Raw genomic sequence first — 16,788 nt, 5'->3', positions numbered from 1 at the left:
GGTAAAATGCATATAATACATCAAATTATTCACTAGATATATGCTATGGCAAGTCTGACGCAGAGAAACATTGATATCCTCAAAATAATCATAGAAGAATACATAAAAACCTGAGAAGTCCTCTGAAGTAAACTTCTCCTCAAAAAATATGATTTATGAGTAAGTAGCGCTACCGTCAGATGAGATATGTCACGTCTTGAAACACTTGAACTAATTTATCAACCCTATAATTCAGCTGGGAGACTCCCAACTGCAAAATGACTTCGGGCTTTTGTAAGTTATCTCATGCAGGATACTCCAGAGTACTTTCTCGAAGCCAAAAATAATCATATACCTCTCACGAATTTGAGAGAATTTTCTGAGTTTATTCACTGAGTCGTGTACAATCTTGCAAAAAACACGAAGGAAATAGCATTTTTTGTCTTGCCAGAAAAAAAAGTAATCGAATATTCTGGAGTCGCTCAATTTTTAGAACGAAATCATAAAAGACTCTGAGATGATATTTTTCATCTCCTTAGAATGCTTGAGGATAAGCCCAATTTTTCAAATTTTATCGAGAGTTTTTCTACACATCCTGGAGTAAATATTTATATAGGAGAGGAAAATATACTTCCCTACCTCAAAGATTATACCATTATCTTAAAACCAATAGAAATAGATAATATCACAGGATATATTTGAATTATCTGAGGACTTAAAATGAACTATAGTTTCAATATATCTGCAGTAAAAGGAATAATCTAACCAAATTATATGAATAAAACACTAGTACCATGAGAAATCAATACAAAAGCTAATGTCTCTGATATCATCGATATATTGCATTTTCATATTATCATGCTGAACCATGAGAGTTCTGATATTTCAAAATCATGAAGAAAAATCACGTCTTTAATTTCAAAAATTCTTTCTTTTAAATTATGAGATGAGTTAAAAGAAACCGAAACTAATCAAATAGTTGAGGAAGAATTATTTTGTAGAGAAGTGATTGAATTATTTGAACCTCTCTTTAATTATCGATGATATACTTTAGAAGAATCAAATGAAATTGTAGAGCTATATAATAAATATCTCAATTATTATCATACAAGATTTCCAGAAAAAAAATGATACCATTATTTTTCTGCTAAAAATCCCAACAGAACATTAGCTCAAAGCTCTGGCTGAAAACTTCAGTATCATGATTTGTCTGATACAGGAAAACTCGAAGAAATATAAAAAAACTCTGAAAATTTCAGAGTTTTTTTATATTTATCCACTAAATCCTCACTTCGCAGTTTTGTTTCTAGGGCTTCCAGGAAAAGTATCAGAATACACACAACCACAGTAGTTTTGTCTAAAAATATCGTGCTCGTTGGTATAGTCTACACTTCGTTGAAAACCTCAGTTTTTTCGAAACGCAAGTTTGAGAAATTCTAGATTTTTTTTGATGCCTCAGGCAGCAATTTCTTTGTCTTTTTTTTCTCCAGTTTGAATTAATTCGTCGATACTTACTCATAGTATTTCTGAAGCTTGCTTACGTTCATCCTCGCTTAATTGTTGAGAAAGTGTAGATTTAGAATCCCATTTTTCACCTAAATCAAACATCTTTTCCATGTCTTTATGAGGAGAATTATTAAGCGAGCTCGTCCATTTAGAGATTCACATTTCACGAGCGAGTTTCGCTGTTCGCTCAAGTCGCATATCATAACACTCAGTACATTTCTCTCCTCTTTCTGGAGTAGATTCGAGTCATTTTATTTTTTTAAAGAAGTTTTTTACATCATATTCTCATCTGATGTATTTCACTCACTCAATCTCACAAACTTTCACAAAGGCATCATAGCGTTTTTCATACTCTGCAACAGGTTGAATATTTGGATCATACCAATATGCTATCACTTCAAATTCGTCTTTTAAATCCATAAGAGGGACCGTTGCATCTGGGCCACAACAAATATGTACAAGTACTGATTCTTTGTACTCCAGTACTTTTTTGATTGGTTTATAGGATGTTCTGTGTATTCCTGATACATCTCCTATAGTTTGAAGTGCATCTGAATGTTTTTTTGTACCATAACCAGAGTGCGTTTCTAAACCCAAATGTGGATAGAGTGTTGCGTACTGATCCATGAGTTTATCCCTGAATACTTTTGCTATAATACTCGCAGCTCCTATCTCAGAAACCTTAGCATCTCATCCTACTATATACAGTGGTTTTTGATCTAATTCTTCAAACACATAATTATCTCTTCCATCGATAACGACTGATACATCAGTAAAATCTTTTGGTATTTTTCTCAAAATCTCTACAAGTGCTCTTCTCATAGCTTCTTTATTAGCTTGTCTGATATTGATAGTATCTATGACAAAATTATCAACGACTCCGACTCAAAAAAATAATTTATTTTCCCCTGAATATTCTATGAGTTTTAGGTAAAGTTCGTCTCTCTTTTTTTTGCTTAACTTTTTAGAATCATTGACTAAGTTAATAAACTCTTTATCTGGAGGTGTATTTGAGTTCCAAGCGAGAGCGCAGGCAACAACAGGCCCAGCCCATGGACCACGACCCGCTTCATCGATTCAAATCTTAATTTTAGTTTTCATCACTTGTAGTATTGTGTAATATATATCTGTGCATAGTATAAGCAGTCAGTCAAATATACAAGTATAATTTGTGAAAAAATATGAGAAAAACTGTTTGATTTCTTACAATAAATATTTACTATATACAGGTTACATTGTGTTTATTCTCGCAAAAAAATATATGGACGAGGTTCGAAAAATTATACTTCTAGTTGAAGCACTCAAAGCTGATAAAAAATTCTCCGAAGCAATTGAACTGCTACAAAAAACTATATCAAAATATTCAAGTGATTACAGACTTTATGAAGAACTTGCTGATATATATCTTTTTAGTTCTGAAAGTGAAAAAGCACTCGCTGCTCTTGATTTTGCTCTCACGCTTAATAGTGAATCAGCAACGTGAAACTATCTGAAAGGATTTATCCTATTATCAGAAGATAAACTCACAGAATCTATTAGTTACTTAGAAAAATCTAATAAACTCTTTTGAAATAATGCTGAGGTTCTCAGAAACCTTGGTTGGGCCTATACTATGACAAAACAACACGAACGTGGAGTTATTATTCTCAGAAGAGCGCTCAATATCTCACCAGAGGACGAGCTCATTACTGAAGATCTCGCTATGGCACTTATAGGGAGTTGAGATGTCGCAGCTTGAAATAAGCTTTTGAAAAAAATAGGTAAATCACCAACAACTCATATTTAATATCCAAAATTATCCGTGGCTTTTACAAAAAAAAATATCCCCTCAAAAATACTATGTATCATAGATATAGGCAGCTACAAACTCCGTGTTTGTGCTGCTTCTTTTAAAAATAAAGAAATTAAGATTCTCTGATATACTGAAAAAAGACAGGATATCAGCTTCTTTTCCAATGGAGAATGTCGCAACTTACCAGCCTTATGTGAAAATATTGCAGAAAGTATAGCTAAACTCGAAGAATCATGTGACATAAAACTGGATCAAATAGTTATTAACTATCCATTTGGAGAGCTCTTTCTCTCAAGTAAAAAAATAAATTATAAACGAAAACTTCCGCATAATACCCTCCAAAAAGAAGAGCTTGAGACTATTATGCAATCTGTAGAAAAACTCTGTCTTAAACATTTAGCCAGTGAAGTAGATAGACTCTACGGATTATCTCCACAGGATATTCAGATTATACTGAGTCGAGTAAATAGTGTCACGATAGATGGAATGAAGCAAAAAAAAGTAATATGAAAAACCTGAGAACATCTACGGTTTTCACTTCTTAACGCATTTATTCCACGTTCAAAACATAATCTCCTCGCTCAAATTGGAAATGTTGTTTGAAAAAAAATATATAAAATACTCCCGACTGAGTACTGTATTACTAAAATATTTCAAGAAAAAAATATCGTAATTATAAATATTTGAGCCACGCAAACAAGTATTTCACTTAAAGTTGATGATGAAGTAGTCGCTATTTCCAAGATATGAATTGGGATTAATGATCTCGTGAATAAAATTTCTCAACATCATGATGAAACTAGAGCCGCAATTATATCAAAACTTAATAATGATGAATATTTTCAATTAGAAAAGGCTAATTTTCTCAATATTTGGGGAGAGAGTTTTTGAATTACCCTAAAAGAAATGTTATGAGATATTATCTGTCCGAAGTATTTTTTCGTGTGAGGTGGTGGATGAAATAATGTATTTATCGCAGAGTATCTACAAAACTTTTCATACGCAAAACACGATATTAGAATGCTTAATACTATTGAGTTTGTTCAAGAGGATATGAGTTTGGTTCTTGATTGCATGAAATCAATTAGTATAGAGGATATTAAAAAAATACCACTGGATATGTTTGTGCTTCTCAGAGAAAGTAATCATCTCATATCTCGAGAACACGACACGCTGAGTATTTCACTCAAAACAGCTATCAAAAATCTCTGATACATCAGTTCATAGATACAAAAAAAAAGAGCATTCAGAGAATGCTCTTTTTTTTTGTGAATAATTATTTTTTGAGAACTTCGTTATGTTCGATTACTTTTTCTATAAAAAAGTCTTCGAGTTTTCATTTCAGTTCACTCACTTTTTGACCTTCAATAATAATATATCATTTATTTATGATACTCACTCTATCACAGATACTCTCTACATCGGCAAGTATGTGAGTATTAAAAAATATAGTAGTTCCAGCGTCTCTCAGTTCAACCAAAAGATCTTTTACCATTTTTCGTCCAATAGGATCAAGTCCACTCATCGGTTCATCGAGAAATAATAACTCTGGGTTATTTATAATAGATTGAGCGAGCCCAACTCTTTGTAACATCCCTTTTGAATAACTCTTTAGGTATGCATCTCAAGCTTCACCTAAACCAACTCGTTGTAATAGTGCTTCAACTTTGTCATCAAGATCTTTTCCTTTATTATAAAAAAAAGAACCATTGAAATGTAAAAATTCTCTTCCAGTAAGATGTTTATAGAGATAGGTATTTTCTGGCATAAAACCAATCCTCTTTTTTGATTCTATGGAAAGTCCTTCACTTCAAAGTATATGTATAGATCCAGATTCGGGTACTATGAGCCCCAGAATCGATTTCATTGTTGTCGTCTTCCCTGCTCCGTTTGGCCCGAGAAATCCATATATTTCTCCAGCTTCGACACTGAAACTCACATCATGAAGAACTTGTTTTTTAGCGAGTGTTTTTGTTATATTTTTTACATCTAGAATTGGCATATACTGGTGATAAAGCTATATTTATGAAGCTAATATTACTTATCTGTTTTCAAAAGTAAAAGTTTTTTGAGATTGTATCTTTTATTTTGATTTTTCATTCCTAACTTCGCTATTTTTCGTTGATGCGGTACATATGTTTTATACATATAATCCCAAATAGAGAGAAAAAATCCATAATTTGACATACTTTCACTGAGGTCTTGAGAATGATGTACTTCGTGAAATTTTGGAGTCACTATTATTTTAGATACGAGCCTATCAAGTTTTTTTGGGAGATTGATATTACTATGATTCCACATAGCAGACACATTGAGCACCACTTCAAAAGCTATCACGGACCATACTGGAGGTCAAAAAGTGATAATAAAGAGTATCTTAGTCAGAGAAGAAAAAATAGCTTCTCCAAAATGAAATCTCAGTGCCGTTGTAAAATCCATATCGAGGTCTGAATGATGCACACTATGAAATTTCCAAAAAAACGGAATCTTATGAAACATAATATGTTCCAGAAATATTATCATATCAAGCAGTAAAAACATGAAAATACCAGCAAAAAACTCTGGAATATCAAAATAATTGAATATACCTAAATTATTATCAGCAGCATAGAGTACTACTGAAATAGGAGTTACAAAAAATAAAAACCTAATGATGAGAGTATTTACAATTGTCATGGAAAAATTTTCTCACCATCTACTTCCGGTTGAATCAGTTGGCATTCTATAGCGAAAGAAATATTCTGAAATTCAAAATATTATGATTCAGCCAACAAAAGCTCACAGGTTGATAAGGTAGAGATTTTCAAGCATTGATTTATATTTAATACATTACTACTTTTTTATTCACAAATGCTCTCAGTCCATCTGGACCATTCTCTTTTCCATATCCAGAGTGTTTTACTCCTCAAAATGGGAGACTTGCTCTTGATCCAGATGGTTTGTTGATAAACATCATTCCTGTATGTACATGAGTTGCTACATATTTCAATTCTTCCTCATCATCTCAGTACACACACCCGCATAATCAAAAGTCAGAATCATTTGCTACTTTAATAGCTTCTTCTATATCTGCTACTTTTATAATAGTCGCGACAGGACCGAATACTTCTTCATTATAGGAAGTCATTTCAGAGCTTACATCGGCTAAAATTGTTGCTTCATAATAGTTCCCTTCTCATTCAATTTTATTTCAACCAATTACGAGTCTCGCTCATTGCTTTATAGTCTTTTGAACTTGTTCGTGTACTTCATCTCTCAGATCAGGACGAGCAAGAGGCCCTAGGTCTGTAGCCTCAAGCATTGGATCTCAAACCTTGAAGTTATTCATTGCTTCTTTTGCGTATTTCACAAAATCATCATAATATTCTTCGAGCACAATAAATCTCTTTGATGAGTTACATTTCTCTCAATTGTTCGCAATTCTCGCTTTCATTCATTGTTCTGCTATTTCTTTGATTCTGTCGTTATGTGCGACGATAAATGCGTCATTTCACCCAAGTTCTAAAACTGATGGCTTCAAATATTTTCAAGCAAGAGCTCAAACAGATTTCCCTGCTCCTTCACTTCAGGTGAGATTAACCCCTCGAACATATTTATGTGATATAACTTGTTCACTTTTACTCGAATCTATAAACATATTCGTATAAACCCCTTCTGGAAATCACGCATCAGTGAAAAGTTGCTCTATTCTTGCACCGGCTTGAGGAACATTTGAGGCATGTTTATACACCGTAGTATTTCAAGCAATGGTATTTGGAATAGCTGCTCTGAGTACCTGATTAAATGGAAAATTCCACGGAGCAATCCCAAATATGATTCCAAGTGGATCATATACAAATTTGCCTGCTTCTCCGTCTCTTTCAAAAGATTCATCTTGTAAAAGAGTCTGCGCGTTATCTGCAAACCATCTTGCGAGGTGGGCTGTATTTTTTAGACCTGCTAATGACTGACTATATACCATTCACATTTCAAGGGTTTGAAGTGTTGCGAGTTCTTCTATATTTTTTTCTATTTCACCTGCAAGATTATGATACAGCTTTTTCTTTTCATCAAAACTCACATCCTTCCAAGTGAGAAATGTTGTGTGAGCTTGTTGTATTTTTTGTTCTATTATTTCATCTGAAAATGTTTCAAATGTTTTAAGTATTTCTCCGTTGTGTGGATTTATTGATTTGAGTGTTGTCATATTTTTTATTAGAAATTATTACACGCTCTATAATAAGGTTAATATAAATAAGTTCAAGAGTAGGCTGCTCTTAAACTCTCAAAAGCTTACATCTCTCTTACATAAGTATTGTACAATTCGTGTGCTTTTATTTACTAAAACTATTATATGAATTATAAAAAAGCAGTTGCTCTCATGGCACTTGTACCATTTGCAGGAACAATGGCATCTACGTATGCTGCAGAAGAAATTTTGAATGACAGTGTTATTAATGTATCTGCTACTACTAACGTATCTGCATCTAGTGCAGCTGTAGTAAGTGCTAATTTTCTCGCGAATCAAAATGTAATTGTAGATCAATCTTCTAATACAGAAATGTATAAGTTAGGTTCTGAAATTACACGAAGAGAAATGATTAAAGTAGCTATGAATATTTCTGGACAAACTGTTACAGATTCTTGTACTGGTGAATTCTCAGATTTAGACAGTTCTGACTTTGGATGTAAATATGCTGAAGCAGCTTTAAAAGCTGGATTTATCGCAAACAATGATATGTTCAGACCAGATGATAACATTACTGAAGCTGAATCATTAAAAATGATCATGCAAGTAAAAGGAATTGAAAGAGACGCTAACGCTGATTGGAGACTTGGATATAGCTCTAAAGCTCAATCAGAAGGTCTTATAGATTCTCAAATCGATCTTGGAGCTAACGCAAAAAGATCATGGATTTTTGAAACAGCAGCTCGATCATACACTGAGTTCAATCTTTCAGCAATGATGGATGATGACAAAATGATGGATGACGATGAAATGATGGATAACGAAGATGGTGTAATGGTTGGTGGTGCTATGATGGTTGAAAGTAAAAACATAGTTCAAAATGCTATGAATGCAAGCAACGTAACAACTCTCGTTGCTGCTGTTGAAGCTGCTGGACTCGTTGAGACTCTTGAAGGTGAAGGACCATTTACAGTATTTGCTCCAACAAACGCTGCATTTGAAAAACTTCCAGACGGAACGGTTACTACACTTCTTATGGCTGAAAATAAAGCTCAACTTGCTGATATTCTTACATATCACGTAGTTGCTGGTTCTTATACTTCTGCTGATATCACTGATGGGCTTGAGCTCACTACAGTAAATGGTGAAAAACTTATGTTTAACGTTGATGCTAACGGAATGATCACTGTAAACGGTGAAGCTATGGTTGAAACAAAAGATGTTATGTCTTCTAACGGAGTAACATTTGTAATAGACACTGTACTTATGCCTGCTGAATAATTCATATAATAATAGGTATATAAAATATAAAACCCCTCATCAGAGGGGTTTTATTATGCCAAAGTTTTTGACTCAGAAGCAAAAATAAATAGTATACTAAGACAAAATATTAAAATATAGTATAAATATGTCTTGAAAAATTATTCAGTTTCATAAAATACAGGATAGATTATCAGAACAAGTAGATTCTAAGGATACTAAACTTATACAAACAAAGAATTCTTTTGTACATGCCATAGATTACTGTTTGTTATGACTCAATGAACTTTGATACCAATATATTTCTCAACTCATTGAGGGAATTTATCAAAATATCATAGAAAATAATCACTTTTGAACCAATTCAGATTTTATGCTCAGAATAGAGTTTCAATTACAGAGTTGTAATATCTTTGAATGCAAATTTCTCCTCAGACAAATTGATAGATATCTAGAGAATATGCAAGTACAAGCATCATCTGAACTAGATTTTTATAAAACTCTCAGAAATGTAGTATTTTATAAGCATGAGGAAATAATAAATCGATTCAAAAAATAAAAGCTCCTGATGGAGTTTTATTTTAGTTTTTTAAATATAAATAGATGCTCGTGCATGATAAGTAGAAAATTAAATTCTTCACTTCTCTTTTTCCAAAATCCTGTTGCTTTGCAGTTATGCTGTACTTTTATAATATCTTCTTTCAAAGCAAAACCTGATTTTAAAAATCTCTCCATTACTTTAAAAGCCATAGGTTGATACATCTTTTCTCTTCTTGTATCTCCCATGAGAACTGCACAATATTTTCAAGGTTTGAGTAATCGAAAACTTTCATGAGCTACCTTTTCAATCTCATCACAAAATTTATCAATATCATGAATATGGGACAAATCTCATTCAATTCCATCGCTGTATTTTATTATATCTGCGTATGGAGGATGCATCATTATAAAATCTAGACTCTCATCTTTGAGCTCTTCATTTTTTTCAGTAGCATCTCTGTGAACTACTTTTATCTTACCCCACTTTTTTTTCTTGAGATGGTGTTCTTCTAGAGAAGCATTTATCATATCAAGTCAGACATCTTCGAAATCAAGAAAACTTTCTGTCAGAGCTATCGCTTCTGGATTAATATCATAACATATGAGGTTTCTACCTAGGAGTTTTGCTTCAATTGCAGTCGTTCATCCACCTATCATCGGATCAAGGATATTCTCTCACTCATTTGTATATCTCAGTATCAGATTTCTCACCACTTCAGGTGACCAATTCCCACGATATTTACTATTATGTGTCATCCAGTTTCCACGTCTTGGAAAACTCCAGACTGTAGAGCATTCCCAATCGAATTCTTCTGGTGGGAGTTTGAGTTGTTTCTTTTTAGGCATATAAGATCTATTTAAGTATATATTTTATATACATAATATATACAATTATTAATTTATAACAAATTATTTTATAAACTTAACCCCAATTAGCAGATATACCATTTACTATCAATCATTCTCAAAGAAATTTTGTGCAGAGAAGTGTCTTTTTAATATATGTTTTAGGATTTTTCATATTTCTATTAGTTAAACTAATTAATCCAATTAAGGAAAATATTAAAATACCTGCTAATAACACTAGGAGTCCATTTTCAGGGACAAATCTATAAATTAATTATTTTCCCAACAACCATATGGATATCATGCTCTTGTTAATAGATCTGTGAAAGCAACATACTCTATTCCTTTGTTTTTATAAAAATCTATTATCTCTCAAAGTTGTCTCGTTCTACCACCTAATTCATCAACTAAATCTCAACAAGCAAAATGATGTTTTGCTTCATATTCTTGGTATCAAACTAAAACAATTTTTAAAGGTTTTCAATATAATTCAGGAAGTTCAGAATATTTCATAGGTGTACCTAAGATTTTTTCTCAAGCTGTTCATGGAGTAGTCCATCATCTTCCTTTTACTTCCCAAACAGCTTCATCACTTTCTAAATCTGGATCATATCATTTATTTCGAACAGTTGATTTAAGTTTTCGAGAATTTTTAACATTCTTATATCATAAAGAGATCAAGACTTCTCTGACTGCCTCCTGACATAAGCGAGTTGTCCATTGTTTATGTTCTCACTCTGCTCATATCCAAATATTTCACAGTCATTTTTCTATATCTGCAAACTCTTTTAGGACTTTTCAGCTAGAAGCATTTATAAGACTTTTTTCAGTAGCTGCTTCATAACACCAACGAATAAAATCCTTATTTTTTAACAGAAAAAGTTGATTTGGCATAATTGTTTTTTAATCAATAAATTTACTTCTTTCATAATCTCATAGTGTAACTCAATCCTTTGACTTCCATTTTTGTGGACCACTAACAGAGTATCATAACAAAATTTGAGCAGGTGCAGATGCAGATGTAAATATATAATCTTTTGTAAACATAAGTTTTCAATCAAATTTTTGAATTATCCCCTTTTCTATTAATTCGTTTTTAAGTGTTATATAACTCTTAGTCATTGAAGGTTTTTGATTATCTTTTCAAAAACTACCAGATACAACAATATATCATTTTTCATCAAGAATTAATTTTCATTTTGTTTCTTTTGAATCAATATAAAAAAAATCATCATTAGAAATTTTCTTTTCTCTAGTTTTTTCGAGGAAGTTAGATCCAAGTATATTAAGTATGAATTTAATTTCATCTGTATATTGGTCTAAATCGGACTTTCTGAAATTTCTAATATTAGTATTATTTCATATATTAAGATTCATCAAACTCATATCACTATTTTGTTTTGCTTGCGAAATTATAGATTTTTCTAAATAATTTATGTCTCATTCATCAAAAGAATTATTACTAGTTGTAAAACAAATTATATCTTTAAATTCTTTTTTTCATTCTCTAATATGACCTTTCAATCGTTCAAAAATATTCAAAGCTTGGCCTATATATATTTCTTCTCACAATAAGAAATAAACTCATGAATTTGTAATAATATTTTCAAAATAATTGCTTTTCAAAAGTTCATTACTAAATAGAAGTTTAGGAATAAAAAAACCAATAATTTCTCATCTAGAAAATTCCAGAATTTTAATTCAGTTCGTTTCACTTTTATAAAATGTGATTTGTAGTGTTTTATCCATAAGATTTTTAGCTAATCTTTATAAAATGAAAATAGAGATTGTTGGGGTGAAAGAAGATGTGAGGGATTAAAAAGTAATAAGATTTAAATCTTCCATATTTTTTCAAAACTATTAAATAATTTTAAATGTCTTTCTTTTAATTCTTTTAATCAAAAGAAATTTAATTCATTCAATCAACTAGTTAATTGAATTCTTGACTCTTTATATATTTCTTTTTTCTTAATAAAATCTTTTTCACTTCATAAGCTTTCATTATCATCTGAAGTTAATAAAGTTAGATTTCACATTGAATTAAGTAAAAAGTGACTTGTTTCAAAATCTGTTCAAAAAAGTTTTTCAAAATTTTCTATATCAGATTTTGGAAATATATGTTCAATTGTATTTCCATTTACACTAAACTCTTTATTTTTTCATAATTCTAATCTTTGTAGTACGTAGTTTAATAACTTATTATTTCCATCTTTTACATATATTAATGAATCAAATAGTTTTCTTATATCAATAGATATTAATTCTGAACTTAATTCTTGAATTAAGTTAGTAAAAATTTCATCAATTTCTCATTTATTTGCATTTGAAATTTTGATTGCATATTCTGAGTAATATCATTCAATTTTTGATGGGGAAAGATCAGTTTTTATATATATGAAACTAAATTTCTCAATTTCAAATAAATATCTCTCAAAATTATCTGCTGAAATATCTCAAGATAAAAATTTGTTATATAAAACTAAAATAATTGGGTAACATTGTTTAACTTTAAATTTATCAATATATTCCAATACTGTAAAAATATTCTTTCCTTTATAGATTCAAGAAAAATTATCTAATTGAGGAACATATATCTTTTTATAATTTTTTGCAGAATTAACTAATTCAGTAACAAAATCCAATATATCTTTATCACTTAAATTTTTAATTTTATCTTTAAGTTCATCATATAATTCTTTCTCACGAACAAACTTTACTTTTGAAATCCAGTAGTGACGTATAAACTGAGTAATCGTAATTTTTCACTCTTCTAATACAATAATCATTTCATCCCATAGCTTTTTGATTTTCTCTTTATTTTCACTAGAAGTTTTTTTAAATAATAAATTTTTTAGTAAATCTCAAATATTTAAATCTAGACCTCTATCATTTAAAACTTCAAATATTGTGTATGCGTCATACTCATTATTTACATATATCGGAATAATAGAAATATTTTCAATAACTTCTAGCATCTCAGCAATAAAATCTAATTTTAACTCTTCATCTTTATATTTATCAAGATTCTTTTTAAATGAATCATAAATAATTTTAAAATTTTTAATAAAGAGTTTTTCTTCTTCTCTTAAATTATCATTAGAATATTTGACTCCATTTATTAATTTTGAATAAAGCTCATTTGAATTTCTGCTAATGTTAATAATATTTATCTTTTTTGCTTTTTCTTCACTAGTTAAATAATAATGAAATGAGGACCTTAATTCATTTTTTCTTTCTTCTAAATCAGGATTCTTTAATGGCAGTTCGTTACATATTTTATAAAATGATGCAACTAATAACGATATTGTTATAAGTCTTTGTTGACCATCAATGACAAAAATTTCCTTATCATCTTTTCATCCTGCTAATACAATAGATCAAATAAAATGACTCATATTATTTTTTCTTGAAGACTCTAAATCAGTAATTAATGATTCAACATGTTTTTTTTGCCAAGAATAATCTCTTTGGTAATCAGGAATAGAAAATTTATGATTCTTTATAATTCATTCAAACCTTCTAGCCTCAGCAAAAAATTCTATAGTTTTCATAAAATTTATAATTAATAATTAATAACTACAACCTCATCAACCTTCCCACGACCAGTCCCTTTAGAATTCACACTCCTTTTAGCTTTCACAATATGAATCGTAAAATCCTTGTAGAGCTCTCGGATAAGTGGAGTATCGTGATTGGACATCATGAAGTTCACTCATTTTTTATCTAAATCTTTACAGACTTGCGCTAGATTATACTGAAGATCTGTACCACAATCCTCTTTGATATAACTCGTAAAATTGGAAGTCTCTGAAAGGACATCATAAGGAGGATCGAGATAGACGAAATCATCTTTCTCAGATTGTTCAACCACTTTTTCAAAACTCTGATGCTTAATAATAGCTCATGTTTCATTCAGGAGCTTTGATGCTGCAAGAATATTATCTCGCTGAACAATATCTGGATTATTGTGAGCTCCATAAGGAACATTGAATTGTCACTTACTATTTACTCTATAGAGACCATTGAATCCAAGTCTGTTGAGGTACATAAATCGTCCTGCTCTCTCTATATTTGAATATTTTTTTTCATAGTTATCCTCTCTATCCCAGAGTCTCATCTCTAAAAATCTATCTTTTGAAATTTCCTCTGATTCTAAAAAAGCAATGAGTTTCTTAGGGTGTTTTTGTATAACTTGATAGAGATTTATGAGATCTCAATTAAGATCAGAGAGATAACTTTGTTTTTTCTGGAGATTAAAAAATACAGCTCATCCTCAGAGGAATGGCTCGTGATAGTTATTAAAGTCAGTTGGAAAAAGATCTTGAAACTGAGCTATAAGTTGTCTCTTCCCTCCTACCCATTTAATGAATGGTTTCGCTTTTATGATTTCTTGGTTTTCTTCAAAAAAAATCTTAGCTTCTTGAATACTAGAAAAGCGTTTATGCTCCCACCAAGACTTCACAACAAAAGAGTTGTATCCAAAAACTTGGGCAAATCTCGTATAGTATGGAAGAGGATAATACATAATTTTTGTTAATAAGTATATACTCAAAATATATACAAAAATATCTGCTTGTAAACTTATAATAAATATACAGAGTTTTTAAACAATATCCACATTTACTCGGAAAGTATGTTAAAAAGTTGTTACAAAGACTTAGTTTAGAAAATTCATTATTATACTTGACTTAACTATATATAGTGAATAATATACTCTTACAAACAAAAACAAAAATGGAGAAATTGAGGTATGGAAGAATATTCTAAGAAACAAATCGCAGGAAGTTTACTGCTGATGCGTCGAGCCAATGGCTACATGTCTAATGGAAAATGGGCAGTATGCTCATTTCAAATGCCAGATGTGGATATGACTGAAGTTGAACTTCTGGAGTTGTTTTCTACAGAGCTCAATAATAGCTATACTGGCGACCCACAGGTTGCATCTGTAACACTGGAAGGAGAATATAATCCAATAATATTTTTCCTCATTCCAGCAAAACATATCGGTGAAATTGGAAGGCATGAATGCTCTTTTAATTTAACCAATGAATAAAATAAGGGCCTACGGGCCCTTTATTCGTTTTAAAATCTACTATAAATAAAAAATAATAATAAAAATTTAAAGTATTGTACTTATGATATATTTAAATTATAATATTTTTCCAAAATTCACATCACTATCTGATGTGAAACAATATGAATCAAAAACATGAATCCAAAAGTATCCGTTATCATCCCCTGTTACAATGAACCTGAGAATGTATTCCGCAGGTCTTTAGAGAGTGTGATTAGGCAGACTCTCGAGGATATAGAAATTATTATTATTCTCGATAATCCAGATAATAATGAGCTCAAAGATATTATTTGAGAATACCAAAGTCGCTGTGATAAGATAGTACTCCTCACTCCTGAGAATAATCTCGGAAGAGGAAATGCAAGAAATCTTGGAATATGGAGTGCTCAGGGGAAATATGTCGCTATCCATGATGCTGACGATATTGATGCTCCAGAGAGACTTGGAGAACAATACGACTATATGGAAGAAAATCCTGAAGTTGGAGTCGTATTTTCATGAACCGTTTTTACTGATGAGCAAGGATCTATTATTCCTGATTCAAAAAGTACCCCAACTCCAGAGTCCAAATCTCTCTTTCAGAAGCAACTCAATCACCAGACCATGTTTATAAAAACTGAAATTATACAAGCTTTTGGAGGATACGCAGATATAAACTATGGAGAAGATATTGATTTATGGATGAGACTCTATCTCGAAGATATTCAAATGTGAAAAATTGATGCTCTACATAGTTATTATCTCTCACCTCTTGAGAGTTCACATAGTGATTACATAGAAAAATTAAAAAAATGGAGACTCTCAAGTCTTCAATTTTATGTAAAATACTTTAGGCACACTGCGAGAGATCCCTTATTTTTTAGATTTCTTGTAACAACATTGAGTGACTATGTCGCTTTGCATTTTTGAAAAAAGAATTATATAAAATATAGAAACTTTACTTCAAGAGTAAAAAATTATAACTCTGAAAATAAATAATATTTTACTGAAAGAATCTATATAATTTTTATTTCCTTATAAGGTCATATTTACACTTTTCTTACCTCTCTCTAGTACAATTCTCTTTTAGATGAATAACGAATACTACTATGAAAATTGCAATCCTCGCAACCAATGGTTTTGAGTATACAGAACTCACAAAACCACAACAATATTTAAAAGATTTGGGACATGAGGTGCATCTCATCTCTCCTGAACTAGGAGAAATAGAAGCAGCTCATAACGATGGAAGCGTAACAGTAGATAAGAAACTCTCAGACACGAATCCACATGATTATGACGCTTTAGTACTTCCAGGGGGGCAAGTAAATCCTGATACACTGAGAATAAACAAAGACGCTACTAACTTCGTATTTGATTTCCATAAACATGGGAAACTTATCGCTGCTATCTGTCACGCTCCATGGTTACTCATAGAAATAGATGGAGTAAAAGGAAAGAAAATGACTTCTTGGCAATCACTCAGAAAAGATTTAGAAAATGCAGGAGCACTCTGGGAAGACTCTGAAGTCGTACAAGATGAGTTTTTGATTACGAGTCGTAATCCTGATGACATCCCAGCTTTTAATAAAGCAATAGAAGAATACCTCGAAAAACATAGTTCTTAAAATACTAAAAAACTCT

Annotated in this window: 18 protein-coding genes; 9 read left to right on the top strand and 9 right to left on the bottom strand. The window is 31.1% G+C overall.

Annotation, left to right across the window (positions count from 1 at the left end; translation table 25 throughout):
• Nucleotides 1–45: 45 nt before the first annotated feature.
• Together GW846_01455 and GW846_01450 are read left to right on the top strand one after the other, a co-directional pair.
• Nucleotides 46–744, top strand: coding sequence for a hypothetical protein (locus tag GW846_01455; protein NDK09425.1), 699 nt, complete (start codon nucleotides 46–48; stop codon nucleotides 742–744).
• Between the two features lie 9 nt (nucleotides 745–753).
• Complete coding sequence (locus GW846_01450; GenBank protein NDK09424.1) at nucleotides 754–1,218, top strand: hypothetical protein; 465 nt, start codon at nucleotides 754–756, stop codon at nucleotides 1,216–1,218.
• Nucleotides 1,219–1,251: 33 nt separating this feature from the next.
• Here GW846_01450 and GW846_01445 read toward each other — a convergent pair whose 3' ends face one another.
• A complete protein-coding gene (locus GW846_01445; protein ID NDK09423.1) occupies nucleotides 1,252–2,586 on the bottom strand; it encodes a ribonuclease HII in 1,335 nt (444 codons plus the stop codon).
• A 136-nt stretch (nucleotides 2,587–2,722) separates the two neighbouring features.
• On the opposite strand from GW846_01445, the gene GW846_01440 reads away from it, so the two are divergent.
• Both GW846_01440 and GW846_01435 read left to right on the top strand, forming a co-directional pair.
• The gene (locus GW846_01440) at nucleotides 2,723–3,271 is read left to right on the top strand and encodes a tetratricopeptide repeat protein (GenBank protein ID NDK09422.1); all 549 of its coding nucleotides are present in this window, start codon (nucleotides 2,723–2,725) and stop codon (nucleotides 3,269–3,271) included.
• Nucleotides 3,272–3,286: 15 nt separating this feature from the next.
• Nucleotides 3,287–4,504: a hypothetical protein gene (locus GW846_01435; protein NDK09421.1), complete on the top strand. Its 1,218-nt coding sequence runs from the start codon at nucleotides 3,287–3,289 to the stop codon at nucleotides 4,502–4,504.
• Between the two features lie 49 nt (nucleotides 4,505–4,553).
• Here GW846_01435 and GW846_01430 read toward each other — a convergent pair whose 3' ends face one another.
• The 3 genes from GW846_01430 to GW846_01420 are packed head-to-tail and all read right to left on the bottom strand — an operon-like array spanning nucleotide 4,554 to nucleotide 7,463.
• Nucleotides 4,554–5,279: an ABC transporter ATP-binding protein gene (locus tag GW846_01430; GenBank protein NDK09420.1), complete on the bottom strand. Its 726-nt coding sequence runs from the start codon at nucleotides 5,277–5,279 to the stop codon at nucleotides 4,554–4,556.
• A 35-nt stretch (nucleotides 5,280–5,314) separates the two neighbouring features.
• Nucleotides 5,315–6,088, bottom strand: coding sequence for a sterol desaturase family protein (locus GW846_01425; GenBank protein NDK09419.1), 774 nt, complete (start codon nucleotides 6,086–6,088; stop codon nucleotides 5,315–5,317).
• A 10-nt stretch (nucleotides 6,089–6,098) separates the two neighbouring features.
• Nucleotides 6,099–7,463, bottom strand: a complete 1,365-nt coding sequence (locus GW846_01420) for an NAD-dependent succinate-semialdehyde dehydrogenase (GenBank protein NDK09418.1) — start codon at nucleotides 7,461–7,463, stop codon at nucleotides 6,099–6,101.
• A 147-nt stretch (nucleotides 7,464–7,610) separates the two neighbouring features.
• On the opposite strand from GW846_01420, the gene GW846_01415 reads away from it, so the two are divergent.
• Nucleotides 7,611–8,726: a hypothetical protein gene (locus tag GW846_01415; GenBank protein NDK09417.1), complete on the top strand. Its 1,116-nt coding sequence runs from the start codon at nucleotides 7,611–7,613 to the stop codon at nucleotides 8,724–8,726.
• Between the two features lie 127 nt (nucleotides 8,727–8,853).
• Nucleotides 8,854–9,264 carry a hypothetical protein gene (locus GW846_01410; protein ID NDK09416.1) on the top strand — a complete coding sequence of 137 codons (411 nt, stop codon included), beginning with the start codon at nucleotides 8,854–8,856 and terminating at the stop codon, nucleotides 9,262–9,264.
• A 17-nt stretch (nucleotides 9,265–9,281) separates the two neighbouring features.
• Here the strand turns inward: GW846_01410 and GW846_01405 are convergent, their stop codons facing one another.
• The 5 genes from GW846_01405 to GW846_01385 form a co-directional block, all read right to left on the bottom strand.
• A complete protein-coding gene (locus GW846_01405) occupies nucleotides 9,282–10,091 on the bottom strand; it encodes an RNA methyltransferase (protein NDK09415.1) in 810 nt (269 codons plus the stop codon).
• Nucleotides 10,092–10,361: 270 nt separating this feature from the next.
• A complete protein-coding gene (locus tag GW846_01400) occupies nucleotides 10,362–10,985 on the bottom strand; it encodes a hypothetical protein (GenBank protein NDK09414.1) in 624 nt (207 codons plus the stop codon).
• A gap of 9 nt (nucleotides 10,986–10,994) precedes the next feature.
• A complete protein-coding gene (locus GW846_01395) occupies nucleotides 10,995–11,840 on the bottom strand; it encodes a GIY-YIG nuclease family protein (protein ID NDK09413.1) in 846 nt (281 codons plus the stop codon).
• A gap of 83 nt (nucleotides 11,841–11,923) precedes the next feature.
• Nucleotides 11,924–13,642, bottom strand: coding sequence for a DUF262 domain-containing protein (locus GW846_01390; protein NDK09412.1), 1,719 nt, complete (start codon nucleotides 13,640–13,642; stop codon nucleotides 11,924–11,926).
• Between the two features lie 11 nt (nucleotides 13,643–13,653).
• On the bottom strand, nucleotides 13,654–14,616 hold the full coding sequence (locus GW846_01385) for a DNA adenine methylase (GenBank protein NDK09411.1): 963 nt from the start codon (nucleotides 14,614–14,616) through the stop codon (nucleotides 13,654–13,656).
• A 225-nt stretch (nucleotides 14,617–14,841) separates the two neighbouring features.
• Between GW846_01385 and GW846_01380 the strand changes: the two genes are divergently transcribed.
• The 3 genes from GW846_01380 to GW846_01370 all read left to right on the top strand — a co-directional run bounded on the left by GW846_01380 (nucleotide 14,842) and on the right by GW846_01370 (nucleotide 16,772).
• Complete coding sequence (locus GW846_01380) at nucleotides 14,842–15,144, top strand: hypothetical protein (protein NDK09410.1); 303 nt, start codon at nucleotides 14,842–14,844, stop codon at nucleotides 15,142–15,144.
• A gap of 156 nt (nucleotides 15,145–15,300) precedes the next feature.
• Complete coding sequence (locus GW846_01375) at nucleotides 15,301–16,143, top strand: glycosyltransferase (GenBank protein NDK09409.1); 843 nt, start codon at nucleotides 15,301–15,303, stop codon at nucleotides 16,141–16,143.
• A 110-nt stretch (nucleotides 16,144–16,253) separates the two neighbouring features.
• A complete protein-coding gene (locus GW846_01370; GenBank protein ID NDK09408.1) occupies nucleotides 16,254–16,772 on the top strand; it encodes a type 1 glutamine amidotransferase in 519 nt (172 codons plus the stop codon).
• Nucleotides 16,773–16,788 lie beyond the last annotated feature (16 nt).

The sequence above is a fragment of the Candidatus Gracilibacteria bacterium genome (genome assembly GCA_010119145.1).
In the GTDB taxonomy this organism is placed as follows: domain Bacteria; phylum Patescibacteriota; class Gracilibacteria; order BD1-5; family UBA6164; genus JAACSU01.
This window is presented reverse-complemented; position numbering and strand designations above follow the sequence as displayed.